Below are 22,724 nucleotides of genomic sequence, written 5' to 3' on the forward strand. Positions count from 1 at the left end.
AGATTCAAATGGAGGAACAACCTATGAGAATGGTAGATTTAATTATCAAGAAACAAGAAGGCAAAGCATTGACGAAAGAAGAGATCCGTTTCATCATTGATGGCTACACGGATGGGTCAATTCCCGATTACCAGATGAGCGCCTGGGCGATGGCCGTCTTTTTTCAGGACATGACCGATGAGGAAAGGATGGAATTGACGATTGCCATGGCTGAATCCGGCGATCAGATCGATCTTTCCGCCATCGCAGGCATCAAAGTCGACAAACATTCAACCGGTGGCGTCGGTGACACAACTACGCTTGTGCTCGCTCCCTTGGTCGCCAGCTGCGGCGTGCCGGTGGCGAAAATGAGTGGACGTGGACTCGGCCATACAGGCGGCACACTGGATAAGTTGGAATCGATTCCCGGCTTCCATGTGGAGATCGATGAAGAGACATTCGCATCCATCGTGAACGAAAATAAAGTCGCCGTCATCGGACAATCCGGCAATCTCTGCCCAGCCGACAAGAAATTGTATGCGCTGCGTGATGTGACCGGAACCGTCAATTCATTGCCGCTGATCGCCAGTTCGATCATGTGCAAAAAAATCGCAGCCGGTGCGGATGCGATTGTGCTTGATGTTAAAATTGGCGCCGGTGCCTTTATGAAGACGGAAGAAGATGCGAGGGCGCTTGCCCATGCGATGGTCAAAATCGGCAATCTGGCCGGCCGCAAAACGATGGCGATCATTTCCGACATGAGCCAGCCTTTGGGTGTGGCTGTCGGCAATGCTTTGGAAGTCGAAGTGGCGATCGAAACGTTGAAGGGCAACGGTCCGCAAGACCTGGAGGCGCTCTGCATCGAATTGGGAAGCCAGATGGTCTACTTGGGCGGAAAAGCGGCTGATCTCGCTGAAGCCCGCAAACTGGTTACCGAAAACCTCCGCAACGGCAAAGCGTTGGAGAAATTCAAAGTTTTCGTCGCTTCCCAAGGCGGGAACCCGGCAGTGGTGGATGATTATTCCTTGATGCCGCAAGCCTCGCGCCAACAGGATGTTTTGGCCGAAGCATCCGGATACGTGACTGAAATCGTTGCGGATGATATCGGCGTGGCCGCGATGCTTTTGGGGGCCGGACGCGCCACGAAAGAAAGCACGATCGATCTGTCGGCCGGACTGAAGGTCCTGAAAAAAGTCGGCGATCCGGTCCAAAAAGGCGAAGTGATCGTCACGATGTTCGCCAACAAAGCAGATTTCGGCCCGGCCGAAAAGCTGATCCAGGAAGCTTATTCCATTGGCGCAGAAAGAAAAGAAATCACCCTGATCCACGGTATCATTACGGATTAATGAGGAGGCTGTCCGAAAAAGGATGGCCTTCTTTATTTGTTGTGCTTGCTGGCCGGAGAAGGGCGACGGAAGGTATCCCAGCTCCGGTGAAGGGTTCGCCCGCCGGAGGACGCCGATGACAATCGGACTTAACTCCGACGAGGCTGCCTTCATCGGAGAACACAAGCAGAATGTGGGCCGAACTCCGGCGAAGCCTCCGTTCACCGGAGCAGAGTGGTTGCGCCACAAATAAATTTCAGCACAAAAGCAAAGAAGCAACCGGAGCGCATTCCGGTTGCTTCTTTGCTTTTCCAATCATTGATCAAAAGCCACATTCGTGATGTCTTTGCTCATTTTCGACAAGTCGCTCACCAGATCCTTTTTCTTGTAGTAATGCGGCAAACCGATCCCGTAGATGACGATGTAGGTCGGCTGCTCGCTCTCCGGATTCTCGATCAGAAACTTCATATCCGAAGTTTCGATGTTGTTTTCGGAAAGGAACAATTCGATCGCCTTTTTCAGTTCCGGCTGCCGGTAATGGATCTCCACATGCAGACCGCCTATGGAAGTCCTGATTTTTTTGATGATATGCAGGACTACATAAAGGATCAGACAGCCGATGAAAGAAAGAAAGTAATAACCCATCCCGACGGCAATCCCGAGACCAGCGACCGTCCAGATCGTTGCCGCTGATGTCAAGCCGGTGACCGTATCACGTTTGGTGATGAGGATTGTGCCGGCTCCTAAAAATCCGATCCCGCTGACGATCTGGGCGATGATGCGGGTGAAGTCGACGGTGATGCTGGATGCGATATCCGGATTGGCGATCGCCAAATTCAGGCTATAAAAAGCGATTTCGAGTTGGATCAAGGTGATGAGGCAAGCTGAAACCGAAACGATGATGTTCGTCCGCAATCCGGCTGCCTGACGGTTCTCTTCGCGTTCATAACCGATGACGCCACCGACGAAGACCGCCGCAAGCAAGCGCATCGTTATTTCCAATGTGCTGATGGAATACACAGCAATTCCCCCTTTCAGAATGAGCATTTCCTCTATTCTAATGCACCAACCGTTTTCTGTAAAAGGAAATAAGCGGAATTGACGATTTTCTGAAAATTTGCAGCATCTCGCCGATTCTGCCGTAACTATGTGATAAAATGAAAAATAAAGTATGGATATTTAATCAGAGGAGGGACAATATGTCGAAAAAAGAATGGCTGGCCGGGATGAAAGCCATCTATCCGGTTTGTTTCGGCTACATTCCGATGGGATTGGCCTGCGGAGTCCTGCTGCAGCAAGCGGGCTATCATTGGCTGGCGGTCATGCTGATGAGCCTGCTCATCTACGGGGGTGCCGCGCAGTTCATGATCGCTTCGATGACGGTGGCCGGGGCAGGGCTGTTGGAAATGGTGATCATGATCTTTTTCATCAATTTGCGGCATCTTTTGATGGGTTCCAGCTTGGCCCGGAGGATCCGCGACAAGAGCACGCTGTTCAGCATCTTCTTCGCGCAGACGATCACGGATGAATCCTTCGCCGTCAACACGCTGTATTTCAAAAACGACGGCATGTGGAATCCAACCAAAGCAATGGCTGCGAATGTCACGGCCTATGCTACCTGGATTTTAAGCACCGGGATAGGGGCGATGGCCGGAAAGAGCATCGCTTTGTCACCGGTCGTGATGAACTACATCCTCATTGCGATGTTCATCTTTCTGCTCGTTTCCCAGATCGAGAACCGCATCGTGTTCTGGACAGCGATTGTCTCCGGCATCACGGCGGTCCTGTTGATGAGCCTGCTGCACCATAACATCGCCATCGTCCTGACTTCGGTATTGGCCTCCGGATTCGGACTCTACCTGCAGAACAAGAAAGACGATAAGGAGGGGATTTTGCGTGGATGATAAAGCGTTATGGCTGATTTTGGGAGGCGGTCTGGTGACGTTCTTGCCCAGATGGCTGCCGATTGTTGCCCTCAAGAATGCGCGGATCCCGATTTGGTTCCAGAAATGGATGAGCTTCCTGCCGGTTTCGATTTTTTCGGCCTTGATCGCTTCGGATATCTTTTTCTGGGAGGGCAACGTTTCTTTGAATGCATTGGAGAACGCCAAACTGCTGCCGTCGCTTGTGACAGCTCTGGTGGCTTATTATTCGAAAAATATGATCCTTTCCGTCATCATCGGCATCGCGGGCATCAGCCTGACGGTGTGGGTTCTTTAATTTATTTGCCACCATATTTTCATTATTCTGTTGACATACTTTTGTTTGTTGATTATGATGAAAGCATAAGAGAAGAGGAGGCAGTCGCAATGCAAACGATCACGCTTGTAACAGCAACGAACGGAATAAGCTGGCAAAGCCGCATGGAGTAGGTTGATCGTGTGACAGGACTGTCCATAGATGCAACCTCAGATTCGATCTGGATTAGCGTCTATGCGGATTTTTCCTTCTTTTACAACTGTAGGAATAGACAACCGCAAAGACTATTAGGGTCTCTGCGGTTTTTTTGCATCCAAAAACGCGTTTTTGATCCGGATTGGGATGTGTATGAAAATCAAATTTCAAAAAAATGGAGGAGTTTTGATGATGAAAAATGGGATGAAAAACATGTTGCGAATGAGTTCGGTATTGGCGATCGGGTTGTTGGCTGCTTGCGGAAACACAGCTTCTGAAGCTGATTCTTCGGCAGCTACAAATGAAAGTGAACAGGAACAGGTCTATATCGGCATCCTGCAACTCACGACGCATCCGGCCTTGGACCAGATCACGGAAGGCATCCTGGATGAGTTGGCCGCGGCCGGATATGTCGACGGCGAAAATGCCACCATCGACTTCCAGAATGCGCAGGGAGACCAAGCGAACATGAAATCGATCGCGGAAAGCTTCGTCAGCCATGATGCGGACATCATGATCGGCGTTGCGACGCCCGCCGCGCAAGCGTTGAAGAATGCCTCCGATGAGATTCCGGTGATCCTCGGCGCGGTCCAGGATCCGGTCGGCGCTGGACTGGTTGAATCCTTGGAAGCTCCCGGCAGCAATGCGACCGGGCTGTCTAACCGGACACCATCCAACGAACAGATGGCATTGATCAAGCAATTCCTGCCGGATGCCACAACGATCGGCGTCATGTACACGACTGCCGAAGACAACGCGATCATTTCCGGCCAACGCGCCGAACAAGCGGCAGCGGATCTTGGATTTGAAGTCGTGACGAAAACGATCACAACTACGAACGATATCGCCCAAGCTGCGGAAAGCCTCGCCAAAGAGGTGGACGCGATCTATGTACCGAATGATAATGTCATCGCGAGCGGAATGGCAACCTTGGTGGATGCAGCCGACGCGTTCGGTATCCCGGTTTTCCCGGCTGCTGATACAATGGTGAAAGACGGTGGCGTAGCTACCTTCGCACCAAGTCAATACGGCATGGGCACCCAGATCGGCCAAATCGCGGTCGACATCCTGAAGGGCGCGGATCCGGCGACTTATCCGGTCCAACTGGTCAAAGAAAATTCCGTATACATCAATCAAGCAAAGGTGGACGAACTGAAATTGACGATTCCGGAAGAGGTCAAAGCTGATGCGGTGTTTGTGGAATTAGCTGAATAATAATTGTTCAGGGGAGGGGCTTCATCCAATTGCGGATGAGCCTCTTTTTTGGCGTGGCGCTGGAAAAGGGATCGCTGAGGTTACCGGAAGCGGAACAAGAAGGGCATGTTGACTGAATGGATCCATTAGCGTTGCGAACAACCGACGAAATTGTCTTGTGTCGACTGATCGGATCCAGGAGTGTTGCGAACAGCCGACGCAGACCGGTTATGTCGGCTGCTCGTCCGTAAATCCAAAAGTACACCCGACAGCAAGCCCCTGAAGCAAAATCCATAAATCCAAAATTGCCTCAACCACCACAAAAAACGCGCCAGCGACCGGTATCATCCTACCGTTCGCTGGCGCGCTGCTTTTATTTTCAATTAATGCTGAATTGAACGATTGGCGTACTGCCGGAAATCGATTCCGCGCATGTCGCACCAGTCGAGGATGTCGCGCTGGAAGATGAGATCCGTGCGCGCCAAATCGGCAACAGATACTTTTCCGAGCATCGCCATCACCGTCGTAATCTGTTCCTTCCAGGCTTCGACCGTTTCGGCTGTCTTCTCCGGTCCGTCGCTCAGGAGCATGTGCAGGAATTGGCCGGAGAGTCCGACAGCCTTCGCGCCCAAGCTCAAAGCTTTCACGATGTCCAACGGTGACTTGATGCCGCCGGATGCGAGGAACTCCGCCTTTCCGCGATGAACATCGGCTTCCAATAGCGAGATCACCGTCGATTGGCCCCAGTTTTCCAAGTCATCGTAGGCTATGGCCGTGCGTCTTGCGTTTTCGATCGCCGCAAAGTTCGTGCCGCCTTTGCCGGAGACATCGATCGTACGGACACCGACCGCAATCAATTGCCCAATCGTTTCACGGCTCATGCCGAAACCGACTTCCTTCACGATGACCGGGACGCCGACATGCGCAGTGATTTCCTCAATCTGGCGCAGCCACATCGTGAAATCGCGGTCGCCTTCGGGCATGATCATTTCCTGCGGTGCGTTGATGTGAATCTGCAAGGCATCGGCCTCGAGAATCGCCACGGCGCGCTTGGCATTATCGAGCGAATGATGGGCTCCGATATTCGCCATTATCCGGCCGTTCGGGTTCACTTTGCGGATGACCGAGAAGCTGTCGCTGACGCTCGGATCCTTCAACGCCGCACTGACGGAACCGGAAGCCATCGCCAAACCGGTCATTTTTGCGACCATCGCCAGATCGGCATTGATCTGTTTGGTCCGTTCGCTGCCGCCGGTCATGCCATTGATGTAGAAGGGCGCAGCCAGGCTCATCCCGGCCATCTCCGTCTGCAGCGAAATGTCCGCCACTTTCAGATTGGGCAAAGAGTGATGGACAAAGCGCATCTTCCCGAAATCGGACAAATCGGTTGGCTGATACTGTTTTTCGGCCAGAACTACGTGCTGGTCTTTTCTGTTTGAATCAAGCGTCATATTCGGATACTCCTTTCCATTCGATGGCGTGGGCAGTGCGCACGTAGCTGAAGACGTGCAGCGGCAAGTTCATGATCCCGACTTTTTCCCATTCCGAAATCAAGGGGATGATGCCCGCTTGCCTGTCGATGATGACGATACCGCAGTCACCGCCGCCGGCACCGGATGATTTGGCCGCACCCAGATTCTTCTCGGCCAAATCGCACAACTGCGTCAACGGCGGCGTTTCGATGACGACGCCTGTGTGCGCGGTCAATTGCTGCAGCAGCAAGCGGTTCTCGCGGATGCCTGCCTGAATCGCCTGCAAGTCGCTTTGTTCGAAAGCCGCAATCATGGCGTTCACGCATTTTTTGCTGGCCTCCAGGAAGGTTTTGTAAAAATCGTCGATGCCGCCGCGGACATCGTTGACGCGGTCGACCAGATGGGTGGTCGAAGCCGGGGAGCCGGTCCAGCCGATCACCAATCGCAGATTGGCTGGTGGTGTCAAGGGCCGAATCATCAATTGCGGCCAAGCTGATTCCAACAATTCGGTGAGCGTAAGCTCGGTTGCCTTGTTCGTTACCCATTCCCTGTCGAAACAGGCATAAGCGATCCAGCCGCCGTATGTACTCGCGGCAATGTCGCCGAAGGAACCGTTGCTTTTGACGGATAGATGCGCCAAAGCTGCCAATTTGTAGACCAATTCGAATTCCGGATCGATCGCATAAAATTTCAGCAAGGCTTTGATCGTGGCGACCGTCACAGCACCGCTCGATCCCAGTCCGTATTTTTTTCCGCTGGCGTTGTCCAACTCGCTCTTCACGGACAGATGGAAATAGGATAACGGAGTCCCGGATTCTTTGATGTAGCGTTCCGTCACCTTGACCGCCTCGGTAATGTAGAGGAAAGGATTTTCGCGTTGGTCGATGACCAGCTGATCCTCTTCGCGGGTCCAAGGTATCGGTAAACCGCCATACTGCGCCGATCGGATTGTCCCGGTCGTATCAGCTTCCTCCAAAGAAACCGTAATGAACTGATCCAAAGCGACCAAAATCGATGGGTGGCCAGGCGTCACTACCGCATATTCTCCGGCAATGAACAATTTACCCGGAGCACTTGCTTCTGTTACAGTCATGCATTCAACCCTCTCTGTTCCTGTTAGTCGTTCCAATTGTAGACAGCACGTTCTGCTTCCGTCAATTCCCGGATTCCTTTTCCGGGTTTGGTGATGATCAATTTATCCTCTGTGAAATGTTCCAAAAACGCTGCTTTTATCGTTTCGGCTTGCGAAAGGCGGCACAGCACTTTCACATTCGGACCGGCATCCATCGTCACATAGCAAGGGATGCCTTGTTTTCGTAAAGCCTGTGCGGTCTTGATGGCGACGATGCTGTCCGGTTCCCAATAGGAAAAAGGCGGTTCCGCCCCCAACATCGTTCCGTGCATCTTCATGCCGTTCGCCTCGGTGATTTCGCCCAAGCGGATGAAATCCTTCGCGGCGATGGCTGCTTTGATGTCCAAAATATCTTTTTTAGCCGATTCCACCCAAGCTGGATAGAAGGGCGAAGTCTCGACCGTGCGTTTCATGCCGATGCGGCTGGAGACTTCCTTCGCTTTCTGGTTGACGGCCACGATGACCATGCCGATATCCCAGCCGGCATCGTCGACCGGTACCGCGAAGGAATCGTCGGAACAAGTCCCCATATCCCATTCCACAAAACCGCCGTAGATGCTGCGCGTAGCACTGCCGCTGCCGCGTCTGGCGAAGGTCGACAATCGCTGCGGATCCAAATCAAGACCCAAGGCCAAGTTGGCAGCTCCTGCCAAAGCAGCGAAGGCGGAGGCGGATGAAGCCAAGCCAGCTGCGGTAGGGACATGGTTGATGCTTTCGACACGTGCACGCAAGGCTGTCTTTTTTTCTGCGCGGAAAAGATCAAGGAATTTGGAAATTTTTTGCGTCTCTTTTTCGCCTTGCTGCTCGCCGTTCAGATAGAAGAAATCCTGCGGGAGGGCTTCATCGAAGACGACCATCGTATCCGTATAGAGTTTATCCAAGGTCAAGGAAAGACTGCTGTTCATAGGAAGAAAGTTGGTTTCGTCCCGCTTCCCCCAATATTTGATCAGCGCGATGTTGGTATGCGCTCGGACACAAGCTTTATTCGGCATCTTCCGTTCCTCCCATTTGATAGATCCAAGTCCGGATTGCTCCGGCCTGTCGTATAGCTTCTTCTACTTTTTCCGCTTCGGAGTTGGTGCTGGCCAAAGCGATCATGCAACCGCCGCGTCCGCCGCCCGTCAATTTGGCGCCCAGCGCTCCTGCAGACCGGGCTGCTGAGACGAGTCTGTCCAGATCCGGGCTGGATACGTCCAGAAAAGACAACGTTTCATGGGCTTGGTTCATCAATTTCCCCAACTGGTGCGGGTCATTCGCTTCAATCGCGGCCTTCGCCGTTTGGGCAAGACTGCCCAAACGGGTGATGGCGTCTCGGTACGGTTGCCGATTTTTCCCGTTCAGTTTTGTGGCGATGCTGGCAACGGCTTCCTTTGTTTGCCCGGTCACGCCGGTATCCCCGACAATCAGAAAAGCCTCCAGGTTCAAAGAAAAAGCTTCGACCGGCTGGCCTTTGATGTAAAAGAGCGGGGCATCCCCGCTTGCCGTGGCGGCATCCAGACCGCTGGGATTTCCGTGTGCGACCATTTCGGATATGTTGACGAGCCGGAGCAAGGTCGCTTGGTCCAACGGCTTATCGAAGTAGGCGAAAAGGGCACGGGTCAAAGCCACCGAAACGGCCGCGCTGGAGCCCATGCCCCTTTCAGCCGGGATGGTGCTGGAAAGCGAAATCGCCAGATTTTCGTCCGGAACCTGCAGTTCGTTCAAAGCCGATTGGATGGCGGTCCGCATGCTTTCCAGGATTTCAGGCATTTCTGCAGCGATGCCGTTATAATAGGAGCAATCGATGGTCAAGGGACCTTCCGCTTCGCATACGGTCGCGGTCATTTCGACTGCCGGGAAAGGCAGTGCGATGGATGGCTCCCCGTGGACGACGGCATGTTCCCCCATCAGGATGATTTTGCCGTGCGACTTGCCGGTTGAGCAACGTGTTTTTATCATATAGGATCGTCCTTTACTGGTTGTGAATCCAGCGGGTACAGTCATACTCCCGCTGATTCTTATGCGTCTTCTATTATGCTTGCCGGTCATGGATTTTGCAAATCGGCATGATTCCTGCAATTCGTTCGCTTTTTGAAGTTTGACTGTTACGGAAATCCAACAAATTCGGCACATATTTTTCGCTATTTTCTTTCATCATTTTCATTGTATCGGAGCAAAAATGCAAAGTAAATCTATTCTTTGGTATTTTACAGAAACTTAAAAAGAAACTTAAAAAGCTTTATCGCCACAGAAAGCAAAGATTAGGTTTCGATTAAAATTTAATGTTCGTATTTGATGGGGTTAAATTTTCAGAAAAGTATGATACAATTACCAAAAGTTTGATTATTTCCAGAAGGGAAAAGCTATGATAGAAGATAGAAACTACTACGAAATCCATCGTGAAGAATGGCAAACTTTTCATCAAGATTCCATTCCGGCAATCACGGAAGAGGAACTGAAGGAATTGACATCATTGAATGATAGACTTTCATTGGAAGATGTCAAGGATGTCTATGTGCCATTGGTGCATATGTTCGATATTTACTTGCAGCAGTACCGGAATCTTCAGCGGGATAAAAGCAGATTTCTTGGCAGATCCTATGAACCGTCACCGCTCATCATTGGCGTAACGGGTAGTGTCGCAGTCGGTAAAAGTACGACCGCACGTGTCCTGCAGAATCTTTTGAAACGGGCCTATCCGACAAAAGCAGTCGAATTGATGACGACGGATGGTTTCCTGTATCCGAACCGGATATTGAGGGAACGCAACATCATGGACCGCAAAGGGTTCCCGGAAAGCTACGACATGGAGAATCTCGTGCAATTCCTGCTGGATGTGAAGACAGGCAAGCCGAATGTCCAGTTTCCGGTCTATTCCCACCGCATCTATGATGTTGTCCCTGGCGATTATGAAGAAGTGAATCATCCGGATATCCTGATCGTGGAAGGGATCAATGTGCTGCAGTTGCCGAGCAATCAACAGATTTACGTCAGCGACTTCTTTGACTTTTCCATCTATGTGGATGCCGAGGAAGATATGATCGAAAAATGGTACATCGAACGTTTCGAAATGCTGATGGACCTGGCAATCGATCAACCGGACAATTATTATTACAACTATGCAATCGGCAAACGCGAGGATGCCATCGAGATGGCCAGAGGCGTCTGGAAAAGGGTCAACCTCAAAAACCTTCGGGAGTATATCTATCCCACGATCACACGGGCAAATTTAGTGATTCATAAAACAACGAATCACTTTATTGATGAATTGTACATAAAAAAATATTAAGGAAATTGGAGAGATTATTAGATGATAGAGCAATTTACCGAGTTGGAAAAAATCGTCGTACTGGATTTCGGCAGTCAATATAACCAATTGATTACACGACGCATCCGCGAATTCGGCGTATTCTCAGAGTTGGTTTCACACCGCACAACTGCTGAAGATATCAAAGCGATGGGGAACGTCAAAGGAGTCATTTTCTCCGGCGGCCCGAACAGCGTCTACGAAGACGATGCTTTCAAAGTCGATCCGGCCATTTTCGCTTTGGGCATTCCCGTATTGGGCATATGCTACGGCATGCAATTGATGACCGACCATTTCGGCGGAAAAGTCATTCCTGCTGATGAAAGAGAATACGGACGTTCCGACATCGAAATCCTTGATTTGGATACGCCAATGTTCAAAGGCCTTTCCGACATCGAGACTGTCTGGATGAGCCATGGTGACAAAATCACTGAAATTCCTGCTGGCTTCAAAGTGACTGCCACAAACGACAACTGTCCTGTTGCAGCCTTCGCCAATACAGCAGAAAAATTCTACGGCGTCCAGTTCCATCCGGAAGTACAGCACTCTGTACACGGAAACGAAATGCTGAAGAACTTTGCCTTCGAAGTCTGCGGCTGCTCAGGCAACTGGTCTATCGCTAACTTTATCGAAATCGAAACCAAAAAAATCAGAGAAACTGTCGGGGACAAAAAAGTCTTGTTGGGACTGTCCGGCGGGGTTGATTCAAGCGTAGTCGGCGTGCTGTTGCACAAAGCGATCGGTTCTCAATTGACTTGTATCTTTGTTGACCACGGCCTCTTGCGCAAAGGCGAAGGCGATCAAGTTATGGAAAGCCTTGTAGGCAAATTCGGCTTGAACATCGTCCGCGTTGATGCGAAAAAACGTTTCATGGACAAACTGACAGGCGTCAGCGATCCGGAACAAAAACGTAAAATCATCGGTAACGAATTCGTTTACGTATTCGACGATGAAGCTACGAAATTGCAAGGCATCGACTTCTTGGCGCAAGGAACGCTTTACACAGACGTGATCGAAAGTGGAACAGAGACTGCCCAAACAATCAAGTCTCACCACAACGTTGGCGGACTGCCTGAAGATATGCAATTCAAATTGATCGAGCCATTGAACACCTTGTTCAAAGATGAAGTCCGCGAATTGGGAACACAACTTGGCATGCCTGACAGCATCGTTTGGCGTCAACCATTCCCAGGCCCTGGTTTGGGTATCCGCGTCATCGGCGAAATCACCGAAGAAAAATTGGAAATCGTCCGCGAATCAGACTACATTCTGCGCGAAGAAATCGCGAATGCCGGTTTGGACCGCGATGTATGGCAATACTTTACTGTCCTGCCAGGCTTCCGCAGCGTAGGCGTAATGGGCGATGGCCGTACGTATGACTACACAATCGGGATCCGCGCCGTGACATCCATCGATGGCATGACGTCCGACTGGGCACGCATCCCTTACGAAGTGTTGGACAAGATTTCCCGACGCATCGTAAACGAAGTGAAGCACGTCAACCGCATCGTGTACGACATCACGAGCAAGCCACCATCGACCATCGAGTGGGAATAAACTAAGAATTAAATCTAAGGGGCTGTCTCTCAAAAGAGGCAGCCTTCTTTGCGCCCGCTGACCGGAGGCGTGCGTGTAATCCAGTTGTTTCCCAGCTCCGGTGAACGGTCTGCTCACCGGAGTAAACCGGTAATAATCGGACTTAACTCCGACGAGGCCACCTTCACCGGAGAACGCAATCGGAATGCATCCTGAACTCCGGTGAAGCCTTCGTTCGCCGGAGAAGAAAGGGACAGATAGGCTGACTCATTTTCGAGTCAGCCTATCTGTTTTTTTGTTGTGCGGTTTGATGGCTAGATTCCCCGCCAAAATGGGTTTGGCGGGGAATCTCGTGTTGTCCGGGGACGTTTTTCCCCGCCAAGGTGGTTTTTGCGGGTTTTCTGCCTGTGATTTGAACTGATTTTCCCCGCCAAAATGCTTTTGGCGGGTTATTTCTGGGCATATGTTCCATTTCCAATGAAACTGACGCGCTGTGACATTAAAAAACATGCGAAAATGCAAAATACTTGCTCGTTTACATTGAATAAGCTAAACTTAAACAAAAAGTTAGGCAAGCCTAATAAAATATTTAATTTAGCCTTGTTATTTTCGGGGCACTCCACACAAATTCAGATACCGGAAAATTTTAAAACGAGAAAGGACCGACAAATAATGGGAAATTTAAAAATCCAGAATATGAACATAGCCTATCAAGGGCAGTCTGCAATCAAAGATGCAACGCTTGCGTTTGAGTCGAACAAATTAACAGGGATCGTGGGCCCGAATGGAGCCGGGAAATCAACCTTATTGAAAGGAATCATGGGACTGACGCCGTTAAATACTGGAGCAGTTAGTCTTTACGGCAAACCGCTGAAGGAAATGATAAACAAAGTAGCCTATGTCGAACAGAGACAAGAAATCGATCTCTCATTTCCGATAGACGTTTTTGGAACCGTACTTTTTGGCACCTACGCAAAATTAGGTTTTTTCCAAAGACCCAAGCAAAAAGAAAAGGATTTGGCATTAAAAGCTTTAGAGAAAGTCGGTATGGCAACTTTTAAAGATCGGCATATCAGTGAATTATCCGGTGGACAACTGCAGCGCGTTTTCATTGCGCGAGCGTTGGCGCAGGAAGCTGAATGGCTGTTGCTTGACGAACCTTTTGCCGGGATTGATGCTACCAGCGAGAAAATCATCATCGAGCTGTTGAAACAACTCCGCGATGAAGGCAAATCAATCGTGATCGTCCATCACGATTTGCACAAGGTAAAAACGTATTTTGATAATATTGTCCTGCTCAATAAAGAAGTGGTTGCCTTTGGTACGGTATCTGAGGTATTTACTGCCGACAATATGGGAATGGCTTATGGGGAAGCAATTTCCGAAATGATCAGTCTAGGGGGTGGAACAAATGTTAAATGATTTCATTCAAGGACTCGTGGATTTCCAATTTCTGCAAAACGCTTTGGTCACTTCCGTTATGGTCGGGATATCTGCCGGAATCATCGGTTCCTTCATCATCTTGCGAGGGATGTCTTTAATGGGGGATGCCATCTCGCACGCAGTATTACCGGGAGTGGCGCTATCTTATATGCTGGGGAGCAGCTATATCATCGGCGCCACAGTGTTTGGGATGGCGTCGGCCGCTCTCATTGGTTTTGTCACGAAACATAGTCGGTTAAAGAACGATACGGCAATCGGCATCGTCTTCAGCGCCTTTTTTGCTCTCGGGATTATCCTGATTTCTTTCGCCAGAAGTTCCACGGATTTGTATCACATCCTCTTCGGAAATGTGCTCGCTGTCCGGGATTCTGACATGTTGTTGACAGCCGCTGTCCTTATTATCGTGTTGATCGCAGTGCCGCTTTTCTATAAACAACTCAAACTGACTTCTTTTGCGCCGACTATCGCAAAATCATATGGTTGGAACACCAGTGCAATCAACTATGGGTTAATGTTTTTGCTGACACTTGTAGCGGTGACTTCGCTACAAACAGTCGGGACGATTCTGGTGATCGCGATGTTGATCACACCGGCTGCGACTGCCTACCAACTGACCGATAAATTGCTTGCTATGATTGTCCTGTCAACAGTATTCGGAACCCTCAGTTCTATCGTAGGGCTATACTTCAGCTACAGTTACAACTTGCCGTCCGGGGCGACGATTGTCATGGCAGCGGCTATGTTTTTCATTGTGGCATTTATTTTTGCCCCTAAGAAGGGTCTTATCGGTCAATTAAGAAAGGAGAATTTGCATGATGAAGAATAAACTATTGTTGCTTACTGCGGTACTTTTTGTAGGTATTTTGGGAGGCTGCGGAAATTCTCCGGAAGATGATAAAGGAAGTTCGGATGCAACAGACACAACAGAAACCAAGCTAAAAGTGGTATCCACCAATTCCATTATTGGCGACATGGTAGAAAAAATTGGAGGGGATCTGATCGATGCCCACAGTATCGTGCCTGTCGGGACCGACCCACACGAATACGAACCCTTGCCGGAAGACATTCGAAAAGCCAGCGAAGCTGATATCGTGTTTTACAACGGATTGAATTTGGAAACTGGCAATGGCTGGTTTGATAAATTGATGGAAACTGCTGGTAAGTCGGAAGATGAGGATTACTTCGTTGTCAGTAAAAATGTTGAGCCGCTGTATCTGTCGGGAAACAGTTCGCAACAAGATCCTCATGCCTGGTTGGACATTTCCAACGGCATTCGGTACATCACCGAAATCACGCGCGTCATGAGCGAAAAAGATTCTGAAAATAAAGCAGCCTATGAAAAAAATGCAGATGCGTACATTGCCGATTTAACGGAACTGGACAGCGAAGCAAAAAAAGAATTCGCTGATATCCCCGAAAAAAAGAAACTGTTGGTGACGAGCGAAGGAGCTTTCAAGTATTTCTCCCAAGCTTACGGACTGCAAGCCGCCTATATTTGGGAAATCAATACCGAAAGTCAAGGTACGCCTGATCAGATGAAGCAAATCATTGAAAAAGTCCGAGATTCTGAAGTTCCGGTTCTCTTTGTGGAGACGAGCGTCGATCCCAGAAGCATGGAACGGTTAGCAAATGAGGTGGATCTTCCCGTTTACAGCAATCTGTTCACTGATTCCATCGCGAAGCAAGGGGAAGCCGGCGACAGCTATTACGATATGATGAAATGGAACCTGGAAAAGATTCATGAAGGATTGAGTCAGTAAAAGCGATTCATTGCCCGTCTGTTGTTGTGCTTGACATTTTGGACCGGTATCGCTAAATTGGGGAAAAGTATATCGGTATCCATGCTTATTAACCAATTGTATAACCTGATACCAGAAGAGGGGACCGCTCATGAAAGCAGCATCATTCACTTTCCAATCTAGCGATGGGACAAAAATCTTCGCGATGAAATGGCTGCCGGAAGACCCGCAGAAACCGAGAGCGGCCGTCCAAATCGCGCATGGTTACGCAGAACATATCGGACGCTATGATGCTTTTGCTGGCAAGTTGGCGGAAGCAGGAATCGTCGTCTATGGTAATGATCATCGCGGTCATGGCAAAACGAACGGTAATGTCGGCGAAGCGATCTGTTTTGCCGATGAGGCTGGATTCGACAAGGTCGTCGCGGATATGCGTATGCTGACGGAAATCATCCAGTCAGAAAACCCCGCCATTCCGGTTTTTCTGTTTGGTCACAGCATGGGTTCGATGCTGACCAGACGCTATATCCAGCTGTACGGGGACAATCTTGCTGGCGCAATTCTGTCCGGTTCCGGTGTCTTTTCGAATGGTTTGTTGAAGCTGGGGACAGTCGTGGCAGCGTCAGAAATCAAAAGAAATGGTCGCCCCCATCCAAGTCGTTTGCTGGACAAACTGGTATTCCAGAACTTCAACCGGGGTTTCAAGCCCGCACGGACGGAATTGGATTGGCTCAGTCGGGATCCTACGGAAGTGGATAAATTTTTGGCGGATCCATTGCGCGGCAAAATCGGGTCGGCCGGCTATTTCCAGGATTTCTTCAGCGGATTGCTGGCAATGAACAACGCCGTGAACATCCAATCGATACCGAAGGACTTGCCGCTGCATTTCATTTCAGGCACCGCCGATCCGGTCGGAGGCAAGGCCGGAAAAGGCATCGTCCAAACATGCAAGGCTTACCAACAAGCCGGCCTTCAGGATGTGAGCTACAAACTATACGAGGGTGCCCGTCATGAACTGCTCAAAGAGACGAACAAAGATGCAGTAACGCAAGATGTTATCGAGTGGGTTTTTGCTCGTTTGGAATCCCTTTGATCGGCACAAAAATTTTCAGCTTACCTGATTTTTCCCGAAAACGGCGAAATCAGGCAAGTTTTTTTTGTTTGGTGAGCGTGTATGAATTCTCCATTGACAAATATATCGCCTCGCGATATATTATATATAACGATACACGATATATCGGAAGGGGAGATATGTGATGGGAGCACCACTGACGGAATCGATGTTTTATATCCTGCTTTCTTTGCTGCAGCCGAACCACGGTTACGGCATCATGCAGCAGGTGGAGGAGCGGACGAAGGGCAGGGTCGCTCTGGGAGCCGGTACGCTGTACGGTGCGTTGAACTCTTTATTGGAGAAAAAATGGATCATGCTGCACAGCCAGGACGACCAATCCCGCAAAAAGAAGGAATACCTGATCACGGAACTAGGTAAAGAAGTTCTGAATGAGGAAATCGTCAGACTGGGCGAACTTCTCGAAAATGGCAGAAAGGCGATGGAAAATGATGAAAAAATTTAGGCTCTACTACGACAAAGATAAGGAAGAAGCATTCCTGAATGACATGTCCGCAAAAGGCTATGCCATGAAACGTTTTTTCTTGGGATTGTATACTTTTGAAAAATGCCGGCCGAGTGAATATACCTACCGGGTGGATCTCATCAGCGATAAGACGGTCGAGCAACGCAATGAACTGTATGATCTGATACGTGACACCGGTGGGGAACTCGTGCAGACTTGGGGCATCTGGGCAATCTTCCGGAAAAAAGGCGATTTTGAACTCTATACGGATCCGGAAAGCCAGGTCAAACAATTCGAACGCATCCGTACGATATTTGTCCGCTTGGCCATTGTGGAATTTCTGCTTTCTATCCCGCAGTGGTACAATGCAATCCAAACAAAGGAGCCGATGCTCATCTTGATGTCTATGCTTTTGACAATGCTCGCATTTGTTTTCCTGAAACAGGCTATGACATGCAGCAAGAAAATCGATAAGCTCCAAAATTTGACTTAATAATTATTTTACAGAGACCGACTCCTGCTTATCCTGAAAATAAGGTTGCTTACAATTTTACTCTTGTGCTATGATGGCTGAGTGAATTCATTAAATTTTAATTAAATTAAATTAGAATGATGAAACATGTCATTATTTATTTTGGAGGTAACTTATGGATAAAGCATTAATTTTTATGGCGATGGCCGGCTATATGTCGATCATCATCGGTATCGGTTTCTATTTCTACAAGCGCTCAAACGAAAGCTCCGATAATTTCTTCTTGGGGGGACGCAGTCTGGGCCCTTGGGTCGCCGCAATCAGTGCCGGAGCGTCGGACATGAGCGGTTGGCTCCTGATGGGACTTCCGGGCGTGGCTTACTGGTCAGGATTGTCAGATGCATTCTGGACAGCGATCGGTTTGGCCGCAGGGACAGCCTTGAACTGGATCATTGTCTCGAAACGGTTGCGTCATTATTCCGAATCAGCGGAAGCGATCACCTTGCCGGAATTCTTCAGCAATCGATTCCATGAGGACAAACGCGTCATTTTGACGGTTTCTTCCACGTTCATCTTCGTTTTCTTTTCCGTCTATGCAGCCAGCTGCTTTGTGACGGTAGGGAAGCTCTTCGCTACCTTGTTCGAAGTGCCTTACATCCCCGTTATGATTGCCGGAGCAGTATTCGTCGTGTTCTACACGTTCATCGGCGGATTTTTGGCGGAGAGTGTCTCCGACTTTATGCAGGGCATCATCATGATCGCGGCTTTGGCTGTTGTTTTGGTCGGAGGCGTCGTGTATGCCGGTGGTCCCGGAGCGGTCATCGATAACCTGAAAGGCATCCCAGGATTTTTGGATTTCTTCGGTATCGCAACCCCGACATTGGTCGATGGTGTGCAACAGGCTGATGGCGCGATGGCTGCCTTTGGACCTGCAGGCAAATACGGATTGATCACAATCGCGTCGAGCATGGCTTGGGGCCTCGGTTACTTCGGTATGCCGCAAGTGCTGTTGCGCTTTATGGCAATCCGTTCGGCAGGTGAAATCAAACAATCACGCCGCATCGGCATCATTTGGTCGACACTTTCATTGACTGCTGCCGTCCTGATCGGTCTGATCGGACGTTCGATGTTCCCGATGGCATTGACGACTGCTGCAACTTCGGAAACGATCTTCATCGAGATGTCTACTTTATTGTTCCCGCCGCTGTTGGCCGGAATCGTCATGTCAGGCATTTTGGCTGCGACAATCAGTTCCGCTGATTCGTATCTCTTGATTGCTGCAAGTGCTTTTTCGAAAAACATCTACAAAGGCGTTCTGCGCAAGGATGCTTCCGATCAACAAATCATGGCGATGACGCGCATGATCCTGATCGTATTGGCGATTGTCGGCATCATCATCGCTTTGGATGAGAACTCCGTCATCTTCACGATCGTATCCTTCGCTTGGGCGGGCTTCGGTGCGACATTCGGACCGTTGATGCTGTTCTCATTGTTCTGGAAAAAGACGACGCGTCAAGGTGCCATCGCTGGCATGTTGACCGGCGGAATCGCTGTTTTCATCTGGAAACTGCTGATCAAGCCGATGGGCGGCGCGTTCGGCATCTACGAACTGTTGCCGGCATTCATCCTTTCCTGCGTGGCGATCGTGATTTTCTCCTTGATCGGTGAAAAACCGTCCGCTGCGATGGAAGAGGAATTCGAAATGGTGAAAAGCCAGTCGAAAGCCTAAAAAATAAAGTATGGACCAAAAAAACAATCCGAACTGGGTTGTTTTTTTGATTCCCAGCGAATTCTTGGAAAGTTGTCACAAATTGGGTATGAATGCCCCTGTTTATTCAGGATAGCCTGAAAGGCAGGCCCAGCTCCGGTGAAGCCACAGTTCACCGGAGATCAACACAAAATGTTGGCCTGAACTCCGGTTAGGATCGTCTAATCGGAGAAACATCTAAAAATCCGGACGGCAGCTCCGGCGAAGCCACCGTTCACCGGAGCAGAGCGTGAAAAACAGCCGGCCCGAACGGCTTAGGGAACAGCAAAATATATTTTTGCCGACAATTATGAATGTTCATAAACAAATGTCAAAACATCGTTCGGGAAACCTGTTAAAAAAAAATGCTGAAAAATTATAATTTTCTATTCAAAATCATTGACATATACACCATATTTGTATAGAATTTAGCTTGCATAAATTGAATATCTCTTATTAATAGCCGTTGAGACGAGGGGTCGAAGATACGGTGGCAAACCAATCAATCTAATTTTTATTTTCAAGGATTGATATTGGGTGCCCAACCTGAGCGTAGGATTATCCAAGTCCTATGAGCAATAAGAGGAAAAGCAGCTGATAGATATCGAAGCTTTCCTTTGGTTGGAGAGCTTTTTTTATGCCCATTTTTTATATCAAAGGGGGAAATCTATTTGGCTGAAAAGGTTTTATTCAATTCAGACACTTATTTGGATGGTCATTCTGACAAAATTACTTACCAAATTTCTAACGTTAAAGCAAAAAATATTACACATATCAAAATGCCGCTTTTCGAAGCGCTTGTTAAATATGCGAAACAGGACGTTACGCCTTTCGATGTCCCTGGACATAAAATGGGTGCGCAGATGACGCCATTTAAAATGGCAGTCGGTGATATGATGATGCAGATGGATGTCAACTCCATGAAAGAATTGGACTTGTTGAGCCATCCGCAATCCGTCATAAAAGAAGCACAGGAATTGGCTGCAAAAGCATACAATGCCGATCAGGCCTTTTTCTTGGTTAACGGTACAACTGTAGGCATCCAAGCGATGATCATGAGCGTAGTGGGGCCGAACGATACGATCTTGGTTCCCCGCAACTGTCATAAATCAGTGATGAATGGGTTGATCTTGAGCGGCGCAAAGCCGATCTTCATCCAGCCCGAAATGGATTTGGCTTTCGGAATCTCTCATGGCATTTCAGTGGAACGCATCATCAAAGGCTTGGATGAAAATCCTAAAGCGAAAGCTCTTTTGGTCACTTATCCGACTTATTTCGGATCTTTGAACGATCTGGAGACGATCTGTGATATCGCACATGAACGCGGTGTTGTTGTCATCGTTGACAGTGCGCACGGTGCGCATTTGCCGTTCATGCCCGGAAAAATGAAGGATCCGATGAAAGCTGGAGCCGATGCGGTGACTTATTCCATGCACAAAACCGGCGGCTCTTTGACGCAGAGTTCCTTGATGGTGATGCAAGGCGATCGCATTTCCGCAACAAAATTACAAAAAGTGCTGAACATGCTGCAATCGACAAGCGCAAACTACTTGTTGATGAGCTCGATCGATGCCGCACGCAGCGAATTGGCGATGTACGGCAAAGACCGCTACAAAAAACTGCGCCCGATCATCAGCGAAGCGATTGAAACGATCGAAGCATTCGGCGACTATGAAGTGTTGAAATCCGACTACATCAAAGATAAATTCTATCAGACTTATGACTGGACCAAATTGGTGATCCGTGTCAATGACATCGGCCTGACCGGCTTCGAAGTCTACACAATCTTGAAGGAAGAATACGGCATCCAAATGGAGTTGGCTGAAGGCTATGTCGTGATGGCAGTCATCAGCACAGCCGATACGCGCGAATCGATCGGAAGACTGGTTGATGCCCTGATGGATGTCCGCAGACGCTACAAAAAAGCAAGCCAACATTTCGATGCGCACGTGATGACTTGCAGCATCAACAAATTGGCTTGCAGCCCGCGTGATGCCTTCTATGCCGATAACGAAGTGGTCAGCATAGACGACGCGATCGGCCGCATCAGTGCTGACTCGATTATGATCTATCCGCCAGGAATTCCGTTGATCATCCCTGGTGAAGTGATCTCTGAGGCAGTCGTGCAGCATTACCACTACTACAATGAAACTTTAGGCAACGTCCTGACTGAGGAAAAAATGCCTCATCAGATCAAAGTCCTGAAAGACTAATCAATCGAAACAACAATCAAATAGCATACAGTTGGAGGACGGCAGAAAGTGAAAAATAACATGAACATCCAGACCTTTATCGGCTGCGAATCTTCATTTGAAGAAGCATCTACCGTATTATTCGGGATTCCATTCGACGGAACAACCAGTTTCCGGCCAGGCACGCGTTTTGCGATGCAGGCGATCCGCCAAGATTCATTCGGCTTGGAAAGTTATTCCCCTTATTTGGATCGTGATCTTGAAGAAGAGGCCATCCATGATGGCGGAGATCTGGATCTGCCTTTCGGCAACACAGAGCGCGTCTTGAGCGATATCGCAACCTACACAAAAGAAGTATTGGACAATGGCAAGAAATTTTTGATGGTCGGCGGCGAGCACCTCGTGAGCCTGCCTACCATCGAGGCTGCCTATGAAAAATACCCAGATCTGCATGTCATCCATATCGATGCCCACACAGATCTGCGTGAAGACTACATGGGAGAATCCTTGTCGCATGCTTCAGTCATCCGCCGCTGCTTCGACTTCCTGGGAGACGGCCGCATTTTCCAATTCGGTATCCGTTCCGGTTTGAAGGAAGAATTCGAATGGGCGAAAGAGCATACTTATATGGAGAAATTCACCATCGACACGCTTCCGCAGATTGTGCAGCAATTGAAGGATGTTCCCGTTTATGTGACGATCGATCTGGACGTATTGGACCCAGGCACTTTCCCTGGAACCGGCACACCTGAGCCAGGCGGCATTACCTATAAGGAATTGTTGGCGGGGATCGCTGCGTTGCAGGATTTGAACCAGATCGTTTCAGCTGACGTCGTTGAACTTTCTCCGCAATACGATCCGTCAGGCGCTTCTACCGCTATGGCCTGCAAAACTGTCAGAGAAATGCTTTTGACACTTACCAAATAGTACAAAATCAATTACCCGACCTTAAAATTAATCAAGGTCGGGTATTTTTTAATAAAAAATAGCATCTGCAGGTCAAAATGACAGAATGAAACCAACTTGCATTAAAAAGTAATGAAAACGGTAATTGTTTACATGGTGATGTTATGAAATCTATCACAAGTCAGTAAGCGGTCGTCAGGTTGTATAATTGTGTTATATCAAATGTTTTTTCCAAAGTTAATATTGTTACTATCAAAAAAAAGATGCAACTAATTGTGAAAAAATGAATGAAAATGGATTGTATTTAAATTAGAGTTTGATTATAATATC

Annotated in this window: 20 protein-coding genes and 1 riboswitch; of the genes, 15 read left to right on the top strand and 5 right to left on the bottom strand. The window is 48.9% G+C overall.

Features of this window, described 5'->3' with window-relative positions:
* Positions 1-23 precede the first annotated feature (23 nt).
* Entirely contained in the window at positions 24-1,325 is a 1,302-nt protein-coding gene (locus tag C8U37_RS04105) for a pyrimidine-nucleoside phosphorylase (protein WP_108032008.1), read from the top strand.
* A gap of 294 nt (positions 1,326-1,619) precedes the next feature.
* Here C8U37_RS04105 and C8U37_RS04115 read toward each other — a convergent pair whose 3' ends face one another.
* A complete protein-coding gene (locus C8U37_RS04115; protein WP_170100183.1) occupies positions 1,620-2,324 on the bottom strand; it encodes an MgtC/SapB family protein in 705 nt (234 codons plus the stop codon).
* Positions 2,325-2,503: 179 nt separating this feature from the next.
* On the opposite strand from C8U37_RS04115, the gene C8U37_RS04120 reads away from it, so the two are divergent.
* From C8U37_RS04120 to trpX, 3 genes are all read left to right on the top strand, one after another.
* A complete protein-coding gene (locus tag C8U37_RS04120; RefSeq protein ID WP_170100184.1) occupies positions 2,504-3,208 on the top strand; it encodes an AzlC family ABC transporter permease in 705 nt (234 codons plus the stop codon).
* A complete protein-coding gene (locus C8U37_RS04125) occupies positions 3,201-3,524 on the top strand; it encodes an AzlD domain-containing protein (protein ID WP_108032012.1) in 324 nt (107 codons plus the stop codon). Before C8U37_RS04120 ends, C8U37_RS04125 begins: the two co-directional genes overlap by 8 nt.
* A gap of 363 nt (positions 3,525-3,887) precedes the next feature.
* Positions 3,888-4,913 (top strand): tryptophan ABC transporter substrate-binding protein, encoded by a 1,026-nt coding sequence (trpX, locus tag C8U37_RS04130; RefSeq protein WP_170100185.1) that lies wholly within the window; start codon positions 3,888-3,890, stop codon positions 4,911-4,913.
* A gap of 362 nt (positions 4,914-5,275) precedes the next feature.
* Here trpX and fni read toward each other — a convergent pair whose 3' ends face one another.
* From fni to mvk, 4 genes are read right to left on the bottom strand one after another with little or no spacing between them, the layout of a single operon-like run.
* A complete protein-coding gene (gene fni / locus C8U37_RS04135; protein WP_108032014.1) occupies positions 5,276-6,343 on the bottom strand; it encodes a type 2 isopentenyl-diphosphate Delta-isomerase in 1,068 nt (355 codons plus the stop codon).
* On the bottom strand, positions 6,333-7,457 hold the full coding sequence (locus tag C8U37_RS04140; RefSeq protein WP_108032015.1) for a phosphomevalonate kinase: 1,125 nt from the start codon (positions 7,455-7,457) through the stop codon (positions 6,333-6,335). Before C8U37_RS04140 ends, fni begins: the two co-directional genes overlap by 11 nt.
* Positions 7,458-7,480: 23 nt before the next feature.
* The gene (mvaD, locus tag C8U37_RS04145; RefSeq protein ID WP_108032016.1) at positions 7,481-8,488 is read right to left on the bottom strand and encodes a diphosphomevalonate decarboxylase; all 1,008 of its coding nucleotides are present in this window, start codon (positions 8,486-8,488) and stop codon (positions 7,481-7,483) included.
* Positions 8,478-9,434: a mevalonate kinase gene (mvk, locus tag C8U37_RS04150; RefSeq protein WP_108032017.1), complete on the bottom strand. Its 957-nt coding sequence runs from the start codon at positions 9,432-9,434 to the stop codon at positions 8,478-8,480. The genes mvaD and mvk overlap by 11 nt, the downstream gene beginning before the upstream one ends.
* Positions 9,435-9,840: 406 nt before the next feature.
* On the opposite strand from mvk, the gene coaA reads away from it, so the two are divergent.
* From coaA to speB, 11 genes are all read left to right on the top strand, one after another.
* Entirely contained in the window at positions 9,841-10,764 is a 924-nt protein-coding gene (gene coaA / locus C8U37_RS04155; RefSeq protein WP_108032018.1) for a type I pantothenate kinase, read from the top strand.
* Between the two features lie 21 nt (positions 10,765-10,785).
* The gene (gene guaA, locus C8U37_RS04160; protein WP_108032019.1) at positions 10,786-12,339 is read left to right on the top strand and encodes a glutamine-hydrolyzing GMP synthase; all 1,554 of its coding nucleotides are present in this window, start codon (positions 10,786-10,788) and stop codon (positions 12,337-12,339) included.
* Positions 12,340-12,990: 651 nt separating this feature from the next.
* The gene (locus tag C8U37_RS04165; protein WP_108032020.1) at positions 12,991-13,740 is read left to right on the top strand and encodes a metal ABC transporter ATP-binding protein; all 750 of its coding nucleotides are present in this window, start codon (positions 12,991-12,993) and stop codon (positions 13,738-13,740) included.
* Positions 13,730-14,587, top strand: coding sequence for a metal ABC transporter permease (locus tag C8U37_RS04170; RefSeq protein WP_108032021.1), 858 nt, complete (start codon positions 13,730-13,732; stop codon positions 14,585-14,587). Before C8U37_RS04165 ends, C8U37_RS04170 begins: the two co-directional genes overlap by 11 nt.
* A complete protein-coding gene (efaA, locus tag C8U37_RS04175) occupies positions 14,577-15,521 on the top strand; it encodes an Mn/Fe ABC transporter substrate-binding lipoprotein EfaA (protein WP_108032137.1) in 945 nt (314 codons plus the stop codon). The genes C8U37_RS04170 and efaA overlap by 11 nt, the downstream gene beginning before the upstream one ends.
* Positions 15,522-15,651: 130 nt before the next feature.
* Positions 15,652-16,593 (top strand): alpha/beta hydrolase, encoded by a 942-nt coding sequence (locus tag C8U37_RS04180; RefSeq protein ID WP_108032022.1) that lies wholly within the window; start codon positions 15,652-15,654, stop codon positions 16,591-16,593.
* 163 nt (positions 16,594-16,756) lie between these two features.
* The gene (locus C8U37_RS04185) at positions 16,757-17,077 is read left to right on the top strand and encodes a PadR family transcriptional regulator (RefSeq protein ID WP_108032023.1); all 321 of its coding nucleotides are present in this window, start codon (positions 16,757-16,759) and stop codon (positions 17,075-17,077) included.
* Positions 17,061-17,570, top strand: a complete 510-nt coding sequence (locus tag C8U37_RS04190) for a DUF2812 domain-containing protein (protein ID WP_170100186.1) — start codon at positions 17,061-17,063, stop codon at positions 17,568-17,570. Before C8U37_RS04185 ends, C8U37_RS04190 begins: the two co-directional genes overlap by 17 nt.
* Before the next feature lie 154 nt (positions 17,571-17,724).
* On the top strand, positions 17,725-19,278 hold the full coding sequence (locus C8U37_RS04195; protein WP_108032025.1) for a sodium/proline symporter: 1,554 nt from the start codon (positions 17,725-17,727) through the stop codon (positions 19,276-19,278).
* 468 nt (positions 19,279-19,746) lie between these two features.
* Positions 19,747-19,881, top strand: a riboswitch (SAM riboswitch).
* 86 nt (positions 19,882-19,967) lie between these two features.
* The gene (locus C8U37_RS04200; RefSeq protein WP_211306123.1) at positions 19,968-21,509 is read left to right on the top strand and encodes an aminotransferase class I/II-fold pyridoxal phosphate-dependent enzyme; all 1,542 of its coding nucleotides are present in this window, start codon (positions 19,968-19,970) and stop codon (positions 21,507-21,509) included.
* A 48-nt stretch (positions 21,510-21,557) separates the two neighbouring features.
* Positions 21,558-22,415: an agmatinase gene (speB, locus tag C8U37_RS04205; RefSeq protein ID WP_233436821.1), complete on the top strand. Its 858-nt coding sequence runs from the start codon at positions 21,558-21,560 to the stop codon at positions 22,413-22,415.
* Positions 22,416-22,724 lie beyond the last annotated feature (309 nt).

Origin of the sequence: Trichococcus patagoniensis (assembly GCF_003051085.1) — a bacterium.
Lineage (GTDB): Bacteria > Bacillota > Bacilli > Lactobacillales > Aerococcaceae > Trichococcus > Trichococcus patagoniensis.